Annotated in this window: 17 protein-coding genes; 6 read left to right on the top strand and 11 right to left on the bottom strand. The window is 48.4% G+C overall.

What is annotated here, in order from left to right; translation table 11 throughout:
* Window positions 1-138: 138 nt before the first annotated feature.
* Both H6570_01115 and H6570_01110 read left to right on the top strand, forming a co-directional pair.
* The gene (locus H6570_01115) at window positions 139-486 is read left to right on the top strand and encodes a carboxymuconolactone decarboxylase family protein (protein ID MCB9317854.1); all 348 of its coding nucleotides are present in this window, start codon (window positions 139-141) and stop codon (window positions 484-486) included.
* On the top strand, window positions 479-2,602 hold the full coding sequence (locus tag H6570_01110; protein ID MCB9317853.1) for a hypothetical protein: 2,124 nt from the start codon (window positions 479-481) through the stop codon (window positions 2,600-2,602). Before H6570_01115 ends, H6570_01110 begins: the two co-directional genes overlap by 8 nt.
* A gap of 39 nt (window positions 2,603-2,641) precedes the next feature.
* Here H6570_01110 and H6570_01105 read toward each other — a convergent pair whose 3' ends face one another.
* The 7 genes from H6570_01105 to H6570_01075 form a co-directional block, all read right to left on the bottom strand.
* The gene (locus H6570_01105) at window positions 2,642-3,019 is read right to left on the bottom strand and encodes a VOC family protein (GenBank protein ID MCB9317852.1); all 378 of its coding nucleotides are present in this window, start codon (window positions 3,017-3,019) and stop codon (window positions 2,642-2,644) included.
* Between the two features lie 109 nt (window positions 3,020-3,128).
* Window positions 3,129-5,339: a xanthine dehydrogenase family protein molybdopterin-binding subunit gene (locus H6570_01100; protein MCB9317851.1), complete on the bottom strand. Its 2,211-nt coding sequence runs from the start codon at window positions 5,337-5,339 to the stop codon at window positions 3,129-3,131.
* Window positions 5,340-5,386: 47 nt separating this feature from the next.
* Window positions 5,387-5,848, bottom strand: a complete 462-nt coding sequence (locus H6570_01095) for a (2Fe-2S)-binding protein (protein ID MCB9317850.1) — start codon at window positions 5,846-5,848, stop codon at window positions 5,387-5,389.
* A 261-nt stretch (window positions 5,849-6,109) separates the two neighbouring features.
* The gene (locus H6570_01090; GenBank protein ID MCB9317849.1) at window positions 6,110-7,093 is read right to left on the bottom strand and encodes an aldo/keto reductase; all 984 of its coding nucleotides are present in this window, start codon (window positions 7,091-7,093) and stop codon (window positions 6,110-6,112) included.
* Between the two features lie 246 nt (window positions 7,094-7,339).
* Window positions 7,340-9,589, bottom strand: coding sequence for a xanthine dehydrogenase family protein molybdopterin-binding subunit (locus tag H6570_01085; GenBank protein ID MCB9317848.1), 2,250 nt, complete (start codon window positions 9,587-9,589; stop codon window positions 7,340-7,342).
* Between the two features lie 97 nt (window positions 9,590-9,686).
* A complete protein-coding gene (locus tag H6570_01080) occupies window positions 9,687-9,908 on the bottom strand; it encodes a hypothetical protein (GenBank protein MCB9317847.1) in 222 nt (73 codons plus the stop codon).
* A gap of 154 nt (window positions 9,909-10,062) precedes the next feature.
* The gene (locus H6570_01075; GenBank protein MCB9317846.1) at window positions 10,063-10,215 is read right to left on the bottom strand and encodes a hypothetical protein; all 153 of its coding nucleotides are present in this window, start codon (window positions 10,213-10,215) and stop codon (window positions 10,063-10,065) included.
* Between the two features lie 85 nt (window positions 10,216-10,300).
* On the opposite strand from H6570_01075, the gene H6570_01070 reads away from it, so the two are divergent.
* Window positions 10,301-10,777 carry a hypothetical protein gene (locus tag H6570_01070; GenBank protein ID MCB9317845.1) on the top strand — a complete coding sequence of 159 codons (477 nt, stop codon included), beginning with the start codon at window positions 10,301-10,303 and terminating at the stop codon, window positions 10,775-10,777.
* An 80-nt stretch (window positions 10,778-10,857) separates the two neighbouring features.
* Window positions 10,858-12,114 carry a T9SS type A sorting domain-containing protein gene (locus tag H6570_01065; GenBank protein ID MCB9317844.1) on the top strand — a complete coding sequence of 419 codons (1,257 nt, stop codon included), beginning with the start codon at window positions 10,858-10,860 and terminating at the stop codon, window positions 12,112-12,114.
* Window positions 12,115-12,336: 222 nt separating this feature from the next.
* Here H6570_01065 and H6570_01060 read toward each other — a convergent pair whose 3' ends face one another.
* The 4 genes from H6570_01060 to H6570_01045 form a co-directional block, all read right to left on the bottom strand.
* Complete coding sequence (locus tag H6570_01060) at window positions 12,337-12,912, bottom strand: hypothetical protein (protein MCB9317843.1); 576 nt, start codon at window positions 12,910-12,912, stop codon at window positions 12,337-12,339.
* Window positions 12,866-13,549: a hypothetical protein gene (locus tag H6570_01055; protein ID MCB9317842.1), complete on the bottom strand. Its 684-nt coding sequence runs from the start codon at window positions 13,547-13,549 to the stop codon at window positions 12,866-12,868. The genes H6570_01060 and H6570_01055 overlap by 47 nt, the downstream gene beginning before the upstream one ends.
* Before the next feature lie 209 nt (window positions 13,550-13,758).
* Complete coding sequence (locus tag H6570_01050) at window positions 13,759-14,496, bottom strand: hypothetical protein (GenBank protein ID MCB9317841.1); 738 nt, start codon at window positions 14,494-14,496, stop codon at window positions 13,759-13,761.
* Between the two features lie 124 nt (window positions 14,497-14,620).
* A complete protein-coding gene (locus tag H6570_01045) occupies window positions 14,621-14,959 on the bottom strand; it encodes a hypothetical protein (protein ID MCB9317840.1) in 339 nt (112 codons plus the stop codon).
* Between the two features lie 197 nt (window positions 14,960-15,156).
* On the opposite strand from H6570_01045, the gene H6570_01040 reads away from it, so the two are divergent.
* Window positions 15,157-16,254: a histidine kinase gene (locus H6570_01040; protein ID MCB9317839.1), complete on the top strand. Its 1,098-nt coding sequence runs from the start codon at window positions 15,157-15,159 to the stop codon at window positions 16,252-16,254.
* A complete protein-coding gene (locus H6570_01035; protein MCB9317838.1) occupies window positions 16,226-16,927 on the top strand; it encodes a response regulator transcription factor in 702 nt (233 codons plus the stop codon). Before H6570_01040 ends, H6570_01035 begins: the two co-directional genes overlap by 29 nt.
* Window positions 16,928-16,955 lie beyond the last annotated feature (28 nt).

Below are 16,955 nucleotides of genomic sequence, written 5' to 3'. Positions count from 1 at the left end.
GTTGAATATCCATATCCCACAACCGATTTCACCAGTTGAAATGTTTTCCCGGATTAGTACTCTGCATTTCATTCAGCCATAGTGCCAAAAAAATTAAGCCGGATGATCATCTTTGTAGAAATCTAAAAAGCATCCAATATGTCTATCGTCGGAGATTTCAATGAATATCGATCCCGCATGAATGACCGTATCCTCGGTCACGACAACAAAGTCATGCGCCGCTTTTACAACCTGGACAGCCACGCCTACGAAGAAGGCGCTTTGTCCACCAAAACCAAGGAGATGCTGGGCCTTATTGCTTCCATGGTATTGCGCTGCGACGACTGCATTAAATATCATATCGGAAAATGCAAGGACCTGGGTATGAACGAGGACGAATTCTTTGAGATCCTTTCGATCGCGAACCTGGTCGGTGGCTCGATATGCATTCCCCACACCCGCCGGGCGGTGGAATACTGGGATGCGCTGCAATCCGAAAATGGCTGAAAAACACTGGTCATATCTTGCTGCCGGCACCAGCTTAATCGTCGCCTGGTTTGCCGTAACCCTGCAGTTTGGGATCGGGGCACTTAATCCCGGATTTCCGGACTGGTTTATGGTTCCCGGAGCTGACTGGACTCAGCATTATTTCGGCTGGGTCTATTACCGGTTCGGGGAGTGGCACTGGCCTCCCGGCACCCTGACCGGATATGCTTATCCGATGGTCAGCAGTATGGGCTATACCGATGCCATTCCATTGGTAGCCATGCCACTCAAGGTGTTGAGCCCTTTATTACCGGAACCTTTTCAGTACATCGGCTGGTGGCTTTTCACCTGTTTTGCCCTGCAAACATGGTTTGGGTACCGGCTCCTCCGCGCACTATCTGCCCCTCCGGCATTTGCCTGGCTGGGTAGTTTATTTTTTGGGCTGAGTCCTACATTGCTGTTTCGTGACGGACATCCGGCTTTATGCGCTCATTGGGTGATTACAGCTTTGTGGTGGAGCTACTTTGATAAAGATGGTAAGCGCAATCCTGTTTATGCCTCGATTGTAACCGGACTGGCGGCATGGATCCATCCCTATCTGGCCGCGATGGCCTTAACGCTTTATCTGGCTATCCTACTTAAGCGATCCTGGATTGACCGAATGTTATCCCTGAAAGCGGCCCTTATTTATGCTGCCGGAACACTGACCTGGACCTGGCTGAGCTTTTACCTCATCGGATATTTCAATCTCCAGAGCACCCAGCAGGGAGGTTTGGGGGTGGGCGAGTTTTCCGCAAACCTGAATACCTGGTTCAATCCGCATACCGAGTCGGCATTCTGGCCGGGATTGCCCTGGGCTGATTCCGGTCAATACGAAGGTTATGGTTACCTCGGCACTGCAATGTTAATGTTGATCGCTGTGATGGCCATCTACCGGATTTTTAAGCATCAGGGTCCCTGGCCAACAACCCGTGCTGGTTGGCTCGCTCTGGTCACCGGTGCAGGTTTATTCCTTTTTGCACTGAGCCCGCGGTGGACGTTCTTTGATCATACGGTATTCCAATACCAGACGCAGCTATCCCTTTTCCAGACCTTCCGCAGCACCGGCCGCTTTATCTGGCCCCTGTATTATCTGGCCATGGGCTGGACCCTTGCAAAGATTAGCATTTGGTGGTCAGCCTACGGATGGCGCGGCTGGTTGGCACTGGGAATATTCCTGGGTATTCATATCGTGGAATTCGGCCCGAAATTGGCCAATCCTGTGGTTCGCCACGAACCTTTTCAGTCTCCATTGCCCCATGTAACGGTATGGGACTCCATTTTCCTGAAAAGCCAACATGTCTGGGTCTATCCACCCTACAACAACCGCATCCGGGATGCCGGCGATGACCTGGCATTCATGGAAATCGGCGCCCGGACCCACCGCCCCATCAGTGAAGGCGGGTTGGCGCGACGCGATGACCGGATGGCCTATGCCATGATGGACACACTCACCGCACGAATCCACGGACAGGGCTGGTTTGCACCGGGTGACATTATGATCCTGAGTCCGGAAGTCCTGGCACAGTCCGACTCTACCTTCCTGCAAAAAGGAGATGCCTATCTGATTGACGATTACCTGGTTTATGTTCCGCATCAGAGTGATCCGGAAGGAGAATTAAAGCAATATCTCAAACGTCAGAATGTAATACCCGTCAGTAGTAAGCTCATCCTGCTTCCGGATCAGGTATTTGCCTATTACCCGGATGATTATGTGCTGTTTGCCATTAAAGATGAGGCTACCCAGGGTATGAGCAGCAGGACGAAAACCTTCTTTACCGACCGTGGAAGCTGGCTGGGCAAGATCCTTTTTCAATCCAGTTATGCCGGGATCTGGCGTGATTCGCTTCTGTTGAATGAAGAAAGCGCCAAACTTAAAGCGGTCCAACTGGACACTACTCTGGCAGGATCAACCATCCACCTTGAAAGTGCCGGTATGGCTTCCGGGAATTACGTCCACATGCTGGTGGAAGGTCATGAACTGGCCAACCAGGATCGCGGCCTGCATGTGGTGATCCTTAGTCCGGAAGGCACGTTGGTCACAACCGGCTATGGCGATTTATACCAATCCAGGTATCTGATCATGCGGTCGGATTGAAGAGGGCAAACTTATTCTAAGTCACCGGATACCGCCGACCTAATACGTATGAAATTCGGTTATGGTCAGGTAATAACCATCCGGGTCCCGCAGGGAAAATTCCTTTTTACGTGAATTCGGGTTAACATGGATCTCCTCTTCAACCGCATGGTTCAGCATTTCCACATTCTTCCGGATCCCATCAAGGTTATCGGTCCTGAAATACAGGATAAGTCCATGACCCGCCCCAATCTCCGGCTCCTGCATCGTAGGATGTCCGTGCTCTCCCCAGGGATGCAGACAAAGCAAAACTTCCCCGCTTTCTGCGACCAGCGTGATGAGGTGAATACCGGTTGATCTACAACCGAATACCTGCCGGTACCATCCGGCACTGGTTTGGATATCCCGTACCGCGATGATGGGATCTAGCTTGATCATATTCTTCACGAAAAGTTAAAAGCCGCCTCCGGCGCAAAGCTTGCATGGTTTACAGGGATGCAAAGCTGTTGCTAATAGTCAAAAATCCCATTAAAGTCCTCCTTATGGTCTATCCCAGCATCTGACGGTCACCCAATAGCGGCTGATGATAGTAGCGCTTGCCTGTCGCTTTATACATGGCATTGGCTACGGCACCCACCACCGGAGGAAATGGTGGCTCACCCAATCCGGTCGGGTCAATTTCGTTATCTACAAAATGGACTTCAATGGATTTTGGCGCTTCGCCATGCCGGATAAGACGGTATTTGTCAAAATTATTCTGTTCCGGGGTTCCTTCCTTGAAGGTGAGGCCACTGAAAAGTGCATGTCCGATGCCATCGACGGTACCTCCTTCGACGAGGTTGGTCGCTGCCAATGGATTGACCACGACACCACAATCGACGGCACAATAAACTTTCTCGATCTTTGGTCTTCCTTCCTCCATCACCAGATCCAGCACCTGAGCGACGTAAGAGTTATGGCAGAAATAAGCGGAAACCCCTCGGCTCACTCCTGCCTGATCGCCATTAGCCCAGTTTGATTTTTCGCGTACGAGTTCAAGCACACCCGCATACCGGGCCGCATCGTAATCATTCCGCTCCCCTACCGGATTGCTTTTCGCACGTTCCAGGAGTTCCAGACGGAAGGCGATGGGATCCTTGCCGGCAGCTTCTGCGACTTCGTCGAGGAAAGACTGTTCGGCACCCGCTATAAAATTGGAGCGTGGAGCACGGAAGGCGCCTACAGAGATATTGGAGTCGATACTCCAGCGCTCCGCCAGATAATTGTCCAGCGCTCCGGCAGGAAAACGATCGGCGAAGAGTGGGCTCTCCGGGATACCCCCTGCCCGCACATGGAATGCAATAAGATTATTGTTTTCATCGAGCGCTGCCCGGTAAGTCGCATGATAGGTCGGCCGGTAAGTGCCAAAGGTCATGTCGTCTTCGCGGCTGTAAACCAACTTGACAGGGGCATTCATCTTCTGTGATATGACGGCCGCTTCCACAATGAAGTGTCCGTACAGTCGCCTGCCGAAACCACCACCCTGCCGCGACATCTGAATATCGATTTGCTCCAGCGGCATGTTAAGCCGGGCGGAAACCGATTTCTCCATGGCTTCCGGAGTTTGGATAGGTCCCAGCAGTTCGGCTTTGTTTTCGGTCACATGCGCAAAGAAATTCATGGGCTCCATGGTATTGTGAGCCAGGAAGGGAGCGGTATAGGTGCGCTCGATGACCTTGGCAGCTTTCCGGAATGCTGCTTCCGGGTCACCATCCTTGCGTGCTACTTCGGCCAGCTTGGCGCCGAGTTCATCCATCTTGCTGGCATGATCGGACGAGTTTTCCAGTCCGGCCGTTTTATCGAAATTTTCAATGGGCTGCCATTCTACACGAAGCGCTTTTTTCGCATTCATCACTTCCCAGGTAGAGCTGCCCACGATGGCCACTAGTTCTTTGAAGGCACTGACATCCGACCAATCCGTCTTCATCCCTTCGGGATAGGAGGTTATCACAAAGACATCCTTGATACCGGGCATGGATCGTACGCCCGAATCGTCCATGGATTTGAAGCGCAGGCCGAATGCCGGCGGATGAATCAGCATGGCAGTCAGCATCCCTTCGCGGTAGGTGTCCAGGCCAAATAATGGCTGGCCGGTAACGATTTTCTTACCGTCCACATTCTTCCGTGGCGTGCCGATGATCTTGAAGTCAGCCAAGGCTTTCAGTTCCACCTCCTCCGGTACGGTCATATTCACCGCAGCAGAAGCCATCTCGCCATACCCGGCTGATTTACCACTGGCTTTATGATGAAGCACTCCGGCTTCGGTGGTCACCTCCTCCACGGGTACCTGCCAGGCTTGTGCTGCAGCCTCACGCAACATATGACGCGCCGTTGCTCCGGCCATACGCAAGGGTTTCCATGCCTGGCGGATGGATTGGCTTCCTCCGGCTAACTGACGGGTAAAAACATCGGTATTCAGCGGAGCCTGTTCCACGATCACCTTGGCCCAGTCCACGTCGAGCTCTTCAGCAACCAACATGGGCATCGAGGTTTTGACATTCTGACCGATCTCCGGGTTGGGTGACATGATGGTGACCACGCCATTATTGCCAATTTTCAGAAATCCGTTGATGCCAAACCATTCATCCGGCATGGTAAGCACATCTTCAGGCTTAGCCTGGCAAGCCAGCCAACTGATGCTGAGCATCATGCCCCCACCAGCCAGTGCAGTGGTTTTGAGAAAGGAACGTCTGTTAAACGAAGTTTTTATACGCGTCATGTTTGAATTTTAAATAGCCAGTGAAATGAAATAGAAGGTCCTGAGATTTATCCTGCGTTTCCGGCAGCAGTTTTAATGGCTGCTTTGATGCGGGTATAGGTTCCGCAACGGCATAAATTGCCGTGCATCGCACCGTCGATTTCTTCATCGGTGGGATGTGGATTGGACTTCAGCAGGGCGGCAGCATTCATGATCTGACCGGCCTGGCAATAGCCACACTGTGGTACATCATGTTCCAGCCACGCTTTTTGTACGGGATGATCTCCTTTTTCGGAGAGACCTTCGATGGTCGTAATAGCCTGGTTGCCCACCGCTGAAACCGGCAGGATGCAGGAGCGCATGGCGACCCCGTTGAGATGGATGGTACAGGCGCCACACTGGGCTATACCACAACCGTATTTGGTGCCTACCAGGTTCAGGTGGTCCCGCAATACCCAGAGCATGGGTGTTGTTGGGTCAACATCAACTTGGCGGGATGTACCGTTAATATTCAAATTAAAATTTGCCATAATATGTATAAAGTGCATTAATAATACGATCAACTCTCTGTCCGTCAAACAGCAGAGCGCACGAGCGGTTCAATAATAATTACAATGATTATTAAGCCCAGCGATTGACAGGTCGACTAAAATAGGAATTTAACCCTGAAGCCTTCAAACTACTTTGCAACTAAATGCCTGCTTAACAATTTTTTAACCACCAGACTTACCTAGACAACCAAAATTCAAACATTCCCCATTCAACATTCAACATTCAACATTCAACATTTCTTAAAGCCCCGTGGCCCGTTCCATCGCTTCAGTATACCGGGTCCCTTGTACCTTAATGTGTGCAGATGCCTGTTCGATCTCCTCCAGTTCCTGCTTGGTAAGCTGAATGGAGGCTGCACCAGTGTTTTCCAGCATCCGGTGCATTTTCGTCGTGCCGGGGATGGGTACGATCCAGGGCTTTTGGGCCAATACCCATGCCAGGGCGATCTGTGCTGGTGTCGCTTGCTTGCGCTCCGCAAAGGATTGGATAAGATCCAGTAAAGCCTTATTGGCTATCCGGGCATCTTCCGTGTAGCGGGGAAGGTTATTCCGAATATCACCAGCGGCAAACGTAGTATTTTCATCGATCTTTCCTGCCAGGAATCCCTTACCAAGCGGGCTGTAAGCGACCAGACCAATACCCAAAGCCTCGATGGTAGGGATGATCTCCTTTTCATGCTGCCTTGTCCACAACGAATATTCACTCTGCAGTGCCGAGACCGGCTGTATGGCATGGGCGCGACGGATGGTTGAAGCACCTGCCTCGGAGAGTCCGAAATGGCGAACCTTACCTTCCCGGATAAGGTCTCCAACTGTTCCGGCAACGTCCTCAATCGGCACATTGGGGTCCACCCTATGCTGGTAGAAGAGGTCCAGCACGTCTACCTGCAGCCGTTTCATGGATTCTTCGGCAACCTTGCGGATGTTTTCCGGACGGCTGTTCACCCCGGCCATTTTTCCGTCGACGATGTTAAATCCGAATTTGGTGGCGATGACCACCTTGCCCTTGTAGGGTTGCAAAGCTTTGCCGACCAGCACTTCGTTGGTAAACGGACCATACACTTCCGCCGTATCAAAAAATGTAATCCCATGCTCCACGGCGGCATGGATCAGTTTGATCATCTCTGCCTCATCAGCCACAGTACCGTAGCCGAAATTCATACCCATACATCCAAGACCGATGGCCGATACTTCAAGTTGGTTTCCTAATATGCGCGTTTGCATGACGTTTGATTTTTAATGAAATAAATGAACGTTGCTATCACTTATGTCTGAATGCTCAACGTATTATTGGATGCAAAGTTCGCCCGCAGGACATCGGCATGCACAACGCGAACCAAACAGATGGTTACGAAAATCAAATAAATGATCCGGCCTGATTGCCTTTGGCTTCAGCGGCTTATGCAACCGTAAATCAATGATGTGAAAGGCAGGGTGCCTCAGGAAAAGCGATCATGTTGAGGGCGGCGTTTACCCCAGGACCTGATTCGAGCTTAGAAAAGGCTGATGGTAATAACGCTGGCCCGTAGCACGGTATAAGGCGTTGGCGACTGCAGCAAACACCGGTGGAAAAGGCGGCTCACCCATGCCGGTAGGATCTATTTCATTCTCTACAAAATGAACGTCGATCCTGCGTGGAGCTTCTCCCATCCGGATCATCCGGTACGTGTCAAAATTGGATTTGTCCGGCACACCTGTCTTGAAGGTCATACCGCCAAACAGGGCATTGCCAACTCCATCCACAATGGCTCCTTCCGCCAAGTTGGTTGCTGCATCCGGATTTACAACAATACCACAATCCACAGCACAGCATACGCGTTGAACCACCGGTTTTCCCTCCTCAAGGGTCAGATCGAGCACTTCCGCCGCATAGGTATTGTGGCAAAAATAAGCAGAAACACCGCGGTACACCCCGGGCTGGCCTTCGTTCCAGCCGGATTTATCCCGCACCAGTTCCAGAACACCTGCATAACGGGAAGCATCGTAATCGTTGTCTTTCCCTACCGGATTTTCCATGGCTTGCTTCAGCAGCCTGAGGCGGAAGTCAATGGGATCCTGGCCTGCAGCCTCGGCTACTTCGTCGAGAAAGGATTGTTCAGCCGCCGCCATAAAATTCGACCTGGGAGCACGGAATGACCCAATCGTTATATTGGAAGGGATCACCCATTCTTCGGCCAGGTAATTGTCAACGGCTCCGGCCGGAAAACGGTCTGGAAACAATGGGCTCTCGGGTATGCCTCCGGCTTTCACATGGAAAGCGGTCAGCTGGTTGTTGGCGTCCAGGGCTGCCCGGTAAGTCGCCTGATACATGGGGCGATAGATACCCGAGGTCATGTCATCCTCCCTGGAGTAAATTAATTTGATGGGCGCATTCATCCGTTGGGAGATCACGGCAGCTTCGACCAGCCAGTGGGCATAGGACCGCCGCCCATAGCCGCCACCCAGCCGGGTCATTTGGATGTCGATGTTCTCAAGCGGAATCCCCAGCCGGGCAGAGACCGTCTTTTCGGTATATTCCGGTTTTTGCAGGGGGCCCCTCAACCTTGCCTGGCCGTCGTTGACATGAGCAAAAAAATTCATAGGCTCCATGCAGTTGTGCGCCAGGAAAGGTGCCGAATACGTACGTTCGATGACTTTGGCTGCCTGCCTGAATGCACGATCGGGATCACCGTCTTTCCTGCGGATATTGCCAGGTTTTGCCGCCGCTGCTGCGATTAATTCCTGATGCGAAGCCGTGCCTTCCAGGCCGGCGGGTATGGTGATGGTTTGTTTTTGCCCAAAGCGGTCTACCGGCACCGTGGTATCTGCAATGGCTTCCCACTCTACGCGCAGTGCCTTCTTGGCATTCATCACCTCCCAGGTGGATTGGCCCACTATGGCAACCAGGTCGGTAAAAGTGACCGTATCAAAATATTGACGTTCGTAATCATCCTGCATGGACTTAAAGGAGAAGACATCCCGGATGCCCGGCAATTTCGTAACACCATCGACATCAGCCGATTTCAGTTTCATTCCAAAAGCCGGAGGGTGCACGATCATCGCGATCAGCATGCCCTCTTGCTGTACATCAATTCCAAATAATGGCTGGCCGGTAACGATTTTCAGGCCATCCACATTTTTGCGGGAGGTGCCGATGATCCCGAAATCCTTTATGTCTTTCAATGTCACCTCTTGCGGTACAGGAATTTTTGCAGCGGCATTGGCCAGATCCCCGTAGGTAGCTGATTTTCCGCTACCCTCGTGATAAAGCACGCCTTCGTGGGTGGTAACTTCATCGAGTGGTACCTGCCAGGCTTGAGCTGCTGCCTGGCGCAGCATGTATCGGGCGGATGCTCCTGCCATACGCAAGCCCTGCCAGCTTTGCCGGATGGCCTGGCTACCGCCGATAAACTGCCGCGTAAATGCATCGGTATTCAGGGGAGCTTGTTCCACGATGACCTGATTCCAATCCACATCCAGCTCATCAGCCACGATCATCGGCATGGATGTCTTGACATTCTGTCCGCCCTCGGGATTTGGCGATACGATGGTTACAAGCCCATTGCTTCCTATTTTCAAATAAGCATTGATGGCAAACCATTCCTCAGGAAGATCTTCGGGATCCATAGCACCAGGTTGGCAGCCGGCCAGCCAGCTAAATCCAAGCACCAGGCCGCTTCCGGCGACTGCCGAGGATTTTAAAAATGATCGTCTGCCCATTTTGGTTTTAACCTGCATCATGATTTGCTTTGTTCTAAGATAAGGCACCCCGGCCACACTTGCCCAATGCCTACGGGTAATTCATGATTTACAGGCAGCACAGCCTGGTGGAAGTAACTTACGGACTGTATTCGGTATGGACTTCGTGCCCCGGGTTATCCCAGCATCTGGTTTTCCCCAGGAAGGGTTGATTGTACGAGCGCTTTCCGGTGGCTTTATACAATGCATTGGCCACGGCATCAATGGTCGGCGGGAATGGCACCTCACCCTTTCCGGGCGGGTCGACTTCATTTTCTATAAAATGTGCATCAATGAACCTGGGTGCAAAACGGCTATTCAACAGGGAACTGGTGTTCCAGAAACTCCACAGATTCCAGGGTAAGACATTCCACAGCCGTGTATCCTAACGGTTAATCCAAATCACCCAGCCTGGTTTTCATGGCAAGATGCAGCAACTCTCCAACCAGAATTTTTACAATGTTGTATTTGAATGGTTAGCCGGAAGCAGCCTCGTCAAACATCCTGAGAAAGAGATTCTCCGCCCTTCCGGCTTCGCGCTCTGTTAACTCTAAATAGGCGATAAATTCGTTCGAAATGGGGAAAAATGCCAATTCATTCAAGGGAGTGACCGGTCTGTAACAGGACATGCACATACCATGGTACAAAAATTGTAGGGAATGTGGTGAATAAGTCAGGCAGGGCTTACCAGTAACCTATTTACCTGAGAATCCTATGGGCCGGAAGGACGGTAAAAAAGAAACCATTTCCATCATTCAGACCTTCAATTCGTCGTTGAAGAAATACCGTTCATTTTGGTATACCATCCTTGCTTTTTACCTGTTCTCAGGACTGTGCGCCCAGCCTGTATATCAGGCATCCGATTTTGCAGCTGTGGGTGACGGACAGCTGGTCAGCATCGCCACCCGGGATCTCGCGTCGTTTGATTTCGCGGCGACCGGTGCCAATTATACCTGGAATTACAGCAAGCTTAAAGTAAAATATCAGCAGGAACTGGCTTACATAGACCCTATCTGGCCGGATATAAAATGCCTTGCCAGCTCCGAATGCTTTGCGAATTGTAAAGAAACGTTCAAATCAAATTTCAACCTGGCGATTGCTCAAACCGACTCCATCCGTACCAAATACTTTCCCTCAGCCATGTCATCGAGCATTACCAGAAAACCGATGAAGCACTGGCAGCAAAAATGATCGGGGCACGTTCAACCTGGATGGCAGGCCCATTCAACTGCTGATCGAATATTCGCATATGATACCTCCTAAAATTTCCGTTGAAATACGGACAGGAAGACCATTCGACCGGGCAATACATGATTAGTTTGGAAGCATTTGGGATTCCCATCGGCTTAACCACGACCATCCGGCGCATCAATGAGGTAGAAGGATGGGGAAGTGTGATTACCCCATACAATGCCTATCCTTCAGTATTGAAAGTTAAAACCTTGCTGATCCGTTCAAACACCCTGGTCAATCAAGGTGAAACCCTTGTCACAAACGACACCATGGTCCTCTATCAATGGTTTGACCCAAACTTCACCATTCCCGTTTTGCAGGCCAAGGGAAGGGTGACCAGTAAAAAAACGGTCATGACGGAAGCCAGTTTTTTTGGTAGTTTTCAATGTCTCCCACCGACATCCGCATTCACTTACCTACCCCAGGCGCCGGCATACGATCGCCATACCAACACCGCTGAAGTCTTTTTCAGTAATCTCAGCATCAATGCCGACTCATTCTACTGGGCTTTTGATGATGGAGCCCGGTATAACAACATCAATGTGGTGCATACTTATGAGCAGCCCGGGATCAAGCAGGTTAAACTCAAAGTGTTTAACTCCCGATGCAATCCCATCGTCTCGGATACAATTTCCGTCCCGGTCATTGTTGTAGATACCTCTTCGATGCGGGTATACTACCGGTCCGAGCAGATCTGTCAGGGCGACAGTGTATATTTGCAGGGGGCCTATCAAAGGACTGCCGGCATCTATTACGATACACTCCAAACGACTTCTCAATACGACAGCCTGATGGTCACCTCCCTAGGAGTCACCCGGATTAATGCAGATCTTCTGGTTAAGCTTGGCGCTTTGTCTTCCAGTGAACCCGGCGCCCGGTATCAATGGTTAAGTTGCGATGATGGTTTTCTGCCTATTCCCGGAGCTACCGGGTACAACTATGTACCTACCGCCAGTGGCAGCTACGCTGTGGAAATAGCTAAAGCAGGATGCATCGATACCACCGGGTGTTACGCCATGCTGACAACCAGTGTACCCGAGTCCTTTTCTCCCGACAAGGTGCGAACGTTTCCCAACCCCACACAGGATCGTCTCCGGATAGAATTTAAAGATATCCAGCCTGAATTAACGTTTTCTCTGTTTACCATGCAGGGAATTCTGATTCAAAAACAAACGTATCTCGATAAAAAATCAATCCAACTGGATCTGACCAATTTTGCCAATGGGATGTATTTGCTGGTAGTCAGCAAACCCGGCAGCCCCGATCAGATACCGATCAAGGTGGTTAAATACTAGAATCTTTGCTAGCAGTCATCAATCCCACCCTACCATTCCGTCGACCCCTTCGGTTCTGCTTTTTCATTCAACACTCAACTCGTCTTGCAATTCATGGTCGTACGCCTAGCAGGATGGAATTTGAATGAGGCTACCGCGAAGACTGGCACCGCGATAATGCCAGGAAAAGGAGCTACCGTATTCGGGTGAGCTCTTTTTTGATTACTCACATTTAACCAAATACTATCCTATCGATACTTGTTGTTTAGATCTAATCACCCAAGATTCATTGATCAATTCAAGATTTACGAGGAAACCTGAGGCAAAAGTTCTATCTCTGTAAAAAGTAACTCGCAAATAAGCTTTATTCTCCAGTATTATCGGCCTGGAAAACAAAATGCTATTATCCTTCAAGTTATCCGAAGCATAATCCTCAAAACTCTTCATAGATAAGCGATGTATGCATTCAATTTCATCCTTAGAAAAAGATTTGTCATCTTCAATAGCATCTTTGATATCCGATTGACTAATTGAATCTAAATATCGCTTAATATCAGTGTCCTCAAAGTTCGCCCACAGATTGAAATGGTTTATAGTCTTTTCTGTAAAAGAAGGGATCTTTGGGAAAAAGATAAACTCTAAAGAATCAAGAACCTTTGCTGTAATTTCTGACCTATTACTACAAGTATCAGCACTTTGATTCGATGTGTTTGACACACAAACCGTAAAAGCAAGCAAAAAGTACAACATCAGACTCATTTGTAACTTGTATTTAATAATTACTCCCATCGCATATCCTTGAATTCTGTCTAGCTTCATTGTTGTAAGACTTATATTGGCTATATTCATCTACTAGCCTAGTAACGCCTGCAGCTTCCACCGCCCTTTCGATTCCTTCATAAACAATTCCGTAGTATTTATATTCAGGCAGTCTATTACTATCTAACTGCCTTAGTACTCTGGCTATGGGTTTGATATAGAAATCCCCGATAAACACATGGTCTGCATAGTCGCGATATCCAGAGTAAGTTTTATAATACTGAAGATATTGAACTGTATTTAACCCGGTAGGTATTCCGTCATCCACTAAATATAAGCTCATTGCTGCATGTATACCCTCATGTAGTATAGCATCTGCCATATTTATGGGTGATTGATTAAGGTCTAAATAAATATCAATATTGCATATATTACTGCCATCGTACCACCAACTCGTATGATCGTAAATTGAGCCTGGTTTAAAGTTTAATTGATAATTGGTTAAATCTTTAAAGACACCAATAGTCTGATTGAACAGGCTATAATTACCTTTCATAAACTCATTGTATAAGCATTCGAAAATCGGACTTATTAAAGCTTCGATAGGATTTATATTATCATCTGGATCGGAATCCGAAGATGGAGGAGTAGATCCACCACCCCCACCGCCACCTCCTGAATAGGAACCACTACACACCCATTCATATTGATAGTAGGTATTACAATCATAACAGCTAGTTATCCACCCAGCGCGGCTACAATAACATTCTGTTATTTGATAGAGCGTCCAGTTGCAAACTACGTCCCTAGTCTCAAGCAATTCTCCATTCAAACCTTGGCTTTCAAAGTATTCAACAATGGAACAGTCCGTTTCACCAAAAAGTACGACATCCTGATATGCAATGGTTAATGCGCTAATATCGTAGGACAGTTCTTTGTATCAATATTTGTTTTAATTGCCTGATTCATGGTCGTACCTATTGAAAAAGGGAAATCCTTCAGAGACAGCACCAGATTGCCTGCCGTAAAGAAGCCGTCCAGATCATCCAATCGGAGGTAATAAACCTGTGGATTGATCTTTAACCTCAATCGATTTCCCAGGGGGATATCATGCCAGTTAACCCGGAATGTGATAAAATTCGACAGCTTGGTCGTGGTCTCCTTGGGTCCAAATGCCAGCAAATAATACATACCCAGGTCCAGGTGCTCCGAAACCTTATAATTGGCTGCCAGATCAAAGGGCAAAAAGCGCTGCACCCGGATCCGTTCGTTCACTATGCCATTTTCTTCATACGACTCCGAACTAAATGCCAGTGCCGGAAGATGGGAGCCAGCCTGGAGCTGAAATTTATCCTGTCTGATTAATTTGTAGCGCCACATGAAAACGATGGACCATGGTTTCCCTTCCAGCGAAAACCGTAGCTGCGGGTCAAAGCTCAGGCGCTTATGACTTACGGACAAATCGAGGATCGCCGCTGGCTTTCCCAATGTAAAAGTGGGTACAAAGGAAAACCCATTATTGGTAACACTCAATGCGCCATGCAACTGGATGGGTTCCGGCACTGAGTTCACTTCCTGGGCCAGAGCCATTGTGGTCAGCAGCAGTATGGCCCAGGTTAAAATTATGTTTCGGACAAAGGACATTTTGTTGGTTGTTTTGTTCCAACAAAATTAAAGGAGACCAGCACTAATCCTCTTTCAATTTCAAACGGAACCTTACAAAAATCAAACCATGTCATCAACGATGGAAACCAAGATCGGGATCGGGTTAATCTCCTTCTGCTTCTTCCAGCCACCCATGCATTTTTTCGCAAAGCGTCTCGCTGAAAAGATCAAGGTCCTCTTCCGGGATAAATCCATGCACGCATAAATTATGCAGTGACAGCAGCAATTTTGACCGGGATAATTCACCGAAACATTTTTGCAGGATTTCGGCTTCTTCTTCCATCTTTTTTTTGGTGATCCAAAACTGATCGGTAGAGGTCAGGTTTGTATCCGACAAGACTTCAACCAAATCCCGGTTGCGCTGAGCCAGATACTGCTCTCGCCACCGCGCCACATTGGCACTGAAGATTTTCCAGTCCGATTCTTTTGGTTGATCTGTCATAGTTCATTTGTGCGGAAACCACACCGGCCCTGTGGTCATCCAAAACCAAGATACAGGATATTCCTACCAATCTCAATGCCTGCGAGGATTAAACCGGTCAACTTCATACCCCTAATACTTACGTTGGTACACTTTCATCAAGCATTCATCAACGCCGTAGCAATCCTGCTTAACAGAGGAGGATAAATTATCGGCTATTGGTAACTTTGAATGTGGCAAAACGCGGTATCCTCCGGCATTTCTTTTATTGGTTGCTTTACCTGGCATGGCAGTCCTATGCCGAATATTTATTCAATTTCAGAAGTGGCGATTCACTGACCCTGACGCAAAAAATCTGGGCTTCTGTAACAGTAGAAGCCTGCCTGCTGCCTGTAAAATTTGTTTTGTGCTATCTCAGTGTCTACCTGATCAACCAGGCCCTTTCGAATTCACAGGACAATCAGCGAACCTGGTTCCAGGTGGTTAAAATTGTGCTGTTGTTAATTGTTTCCATATTGGCTCAGCGCTGGGTGAGTAATTACATCGCTTATCCGCTGGCGCTTCATGAACGGGTGGATGTACCGTTTTGGGGGCCTTCCTATCTGACCAACTCAGCCATCGACATGATCGTCGTATTCGGGTTGTTTAATTTCATGAATTTTTTTGAACTGCGCTCCGTGCTGGTACGTGACCGGGAAATAGTGAGGCAACAAAAACTGGAAGCCGAATTACATTTTCTGAGAAGTCAGATCAACCCTCATTTTTTATTCAACACCTTGAATAATATTTATGTGCTGGCAAAAAATCATCAACAGGAAGCTCCGTCAGCCATCCACAAATTAGCAGGATTACTGCGGTTTTTATTGTATGACTCCAACCAGGAATTAATTGCCTTTGATCAGGAGCTCAAATTTATTCAGGACTACCTGGAACTGGAGAAACTTCGTTACCGGAAAAACAAACTGGAATTGATCATAGAATTACCTGCTTCTTCCTCCCAACCCATAGCACCCATGCTCCTCTTGCCTATCCTGGAAAATGCCTTTAAACACGGCAGCAGCGAAAGCCAACATCAGGCATTTATCCATATCCACATCAATCTGGAGGGAGCCCAATTATCAGCTGAGGTGGTCAATTCATACGAATCAAAAGAAACGAAAGAACAAGCTGGAATCGGATTGGAGAATTTAAATAAAAGGTTGCATTTATTGTACCGGGACTATCAATTGGATATTAAAGACCAGGATCAGCAGTTTTCTGTGTTCCTGCGCATAAATCTGAACTCTTATGCATCAACTAAACTGTCTCATCCTTGAGGATGAACCACTGGCTGCCGAGTTGCTTACCGAATACCTGGCACAAATAAATTATTTGCATCTGGTCGCTGTCTGTGAAAATGCATTCATTGCCGCAGATTATTTACAAAATGAATCCATTGACGTCATCTTCCTTGATTTGCATTTGCCTAAAATAAAAGGTTTCGATTTCCTAAAAACATTGCCAGATCCGCCACAGATCATCGTGACCTCGGCCTATCACCAATATGCCCTGGAAGGATTTGAATTAAACGTTGTGGATTATTTATTGAAGCCCATTGAGCTGGTGCGTTTTATGAAGGCCATCAATAAATTAAAACCAAGATCTGCCGAGGCCACCGGATTAAACCAGGAAATCACCTCGCCAGATCACATTTTTGTACCAACCAACCGGGCGATGACTCGGATCAATTTTCACGATATACTCTACGTGGAAAGCCTGCGACAATACATTAAAATTGTCACCACGGACCAAACAGTTGTCACCAAATTGAATATTGGAAATTTTGAGCCCGGCCTGCCTGCTCAACTGATCCGGATCCATAAATCATTTATTATTTCCAAGGATCACATTAAATCGTATAACCACAAATTCGTCACACTGAGCAACGACAAAGTGATCCCCATTGGTGCCACTTACAAGAATGAATTCCTGAACCACTTCCCTCACTGACCAGACCTCCCGGTTAGTCTGAAAATTC

This window comes from Lewinellaceae bacterium, assembly GCA_020636135.1.
Classification (GTDB): Bacteria; Bacteroidota; Bacteroidia; order Chitinophagales; family Saprospiraceae; genus JAGQXC01.
This window is presented reverse-complemented; position numbering and strand designations above follow the sequence as displayed.

Excerpts from the sequence above, each read along its gene's own strand:
- H6570_01035 (MCB9317838.1), top strand. The coding sequence starts at position 16,226 with ATGCATCAACTAAACTGTCTCATCCTTGAGGATGAACCACTGGCTGCC.
- H6570_01070 (MCB9317845.1), top strand. The coding sequence starts at position 10,301 with ATGGGCCGGAAGGACGGTAAAAAAGAAACCATTTCCATCATTCAGACC.
- H6570_01090 (MCB9317849.1), bottom strand. The coding sequence starts at position 7,093 with ATGCAAACGCGCATATTAGGAAACCAACTTGAAGTATCGGCCATCGGT.
- H6570_01095 (MCB9317850.1), bottom strand. The coding sequence starts at position 5,848 with ATGGCAAATTTTAATTTGAATATTAACGGTACATCCCGCCAAGTTGAT.
- H6570_01105 (MCB9317852.1), bottom strand. The coding sequence starts at position 3,019 with ATGATCAAGCTAGATCCCATCATCGCGGTACGGGATATCCAAACCAGT.
- H6570_01050 (MCB9317841.1), bottom strand. The coding sequence starts at position 14,496 with ATGTCCTTTGTCCGAAACATAATTTTAACCTGGGCCATACTGCTGCTG.
- H6570_01100 (MCB9317851.1), bottom strand. The coding sequence starts at position 5,339 with ATGACGCGTATAAAAACTTCGTTTAACAGACGTTCCTTTCTCAAAACC.
- H6570_01115 (MCB9317854.1), top strand. The coding sequence starts at position 139 with ATGTCTATCGTCGGAGATTTCAATGAATATCGATCCCGCATGAATGAC.
- H6570_01085 (MCB9317848.1), bottom strand. The coding sequence starts at position 9,589 with ATGATGCAGGTTAAAACCAAAATGGGCAGACGATCATTTTTAAAATCC.
- H6570_01045 (MCB9317840.1), bottom strand. The coding sequence starts at position 14,959 with ATGACAGATCAACCAAAAGAATCGGACTGGAAAATCTTCAGTGCCAAT.
- H6570_01110 (MCB9317853.1), top strand. The coding sequence starts at position 479 with ATGGCTGAAAAACACTGGTCATATCTTGCTGCCGGCACCAGCTTAATC.
- H6570_01060 (MCB9317843.1), bottom strand. The coding sequence starts at position 12,912 with ATGAAGCTAGACAGAATTCAAGGATATGCGATGGGAGTAATTATTAAA.
- H6570_01075 (MCB9317846.1), bottom strand. The coding sequence starts at position 10,215 with ATGTCCTGTTACAGACCGGTCACTCCCTTGAATGAATTGGCATTTTTC.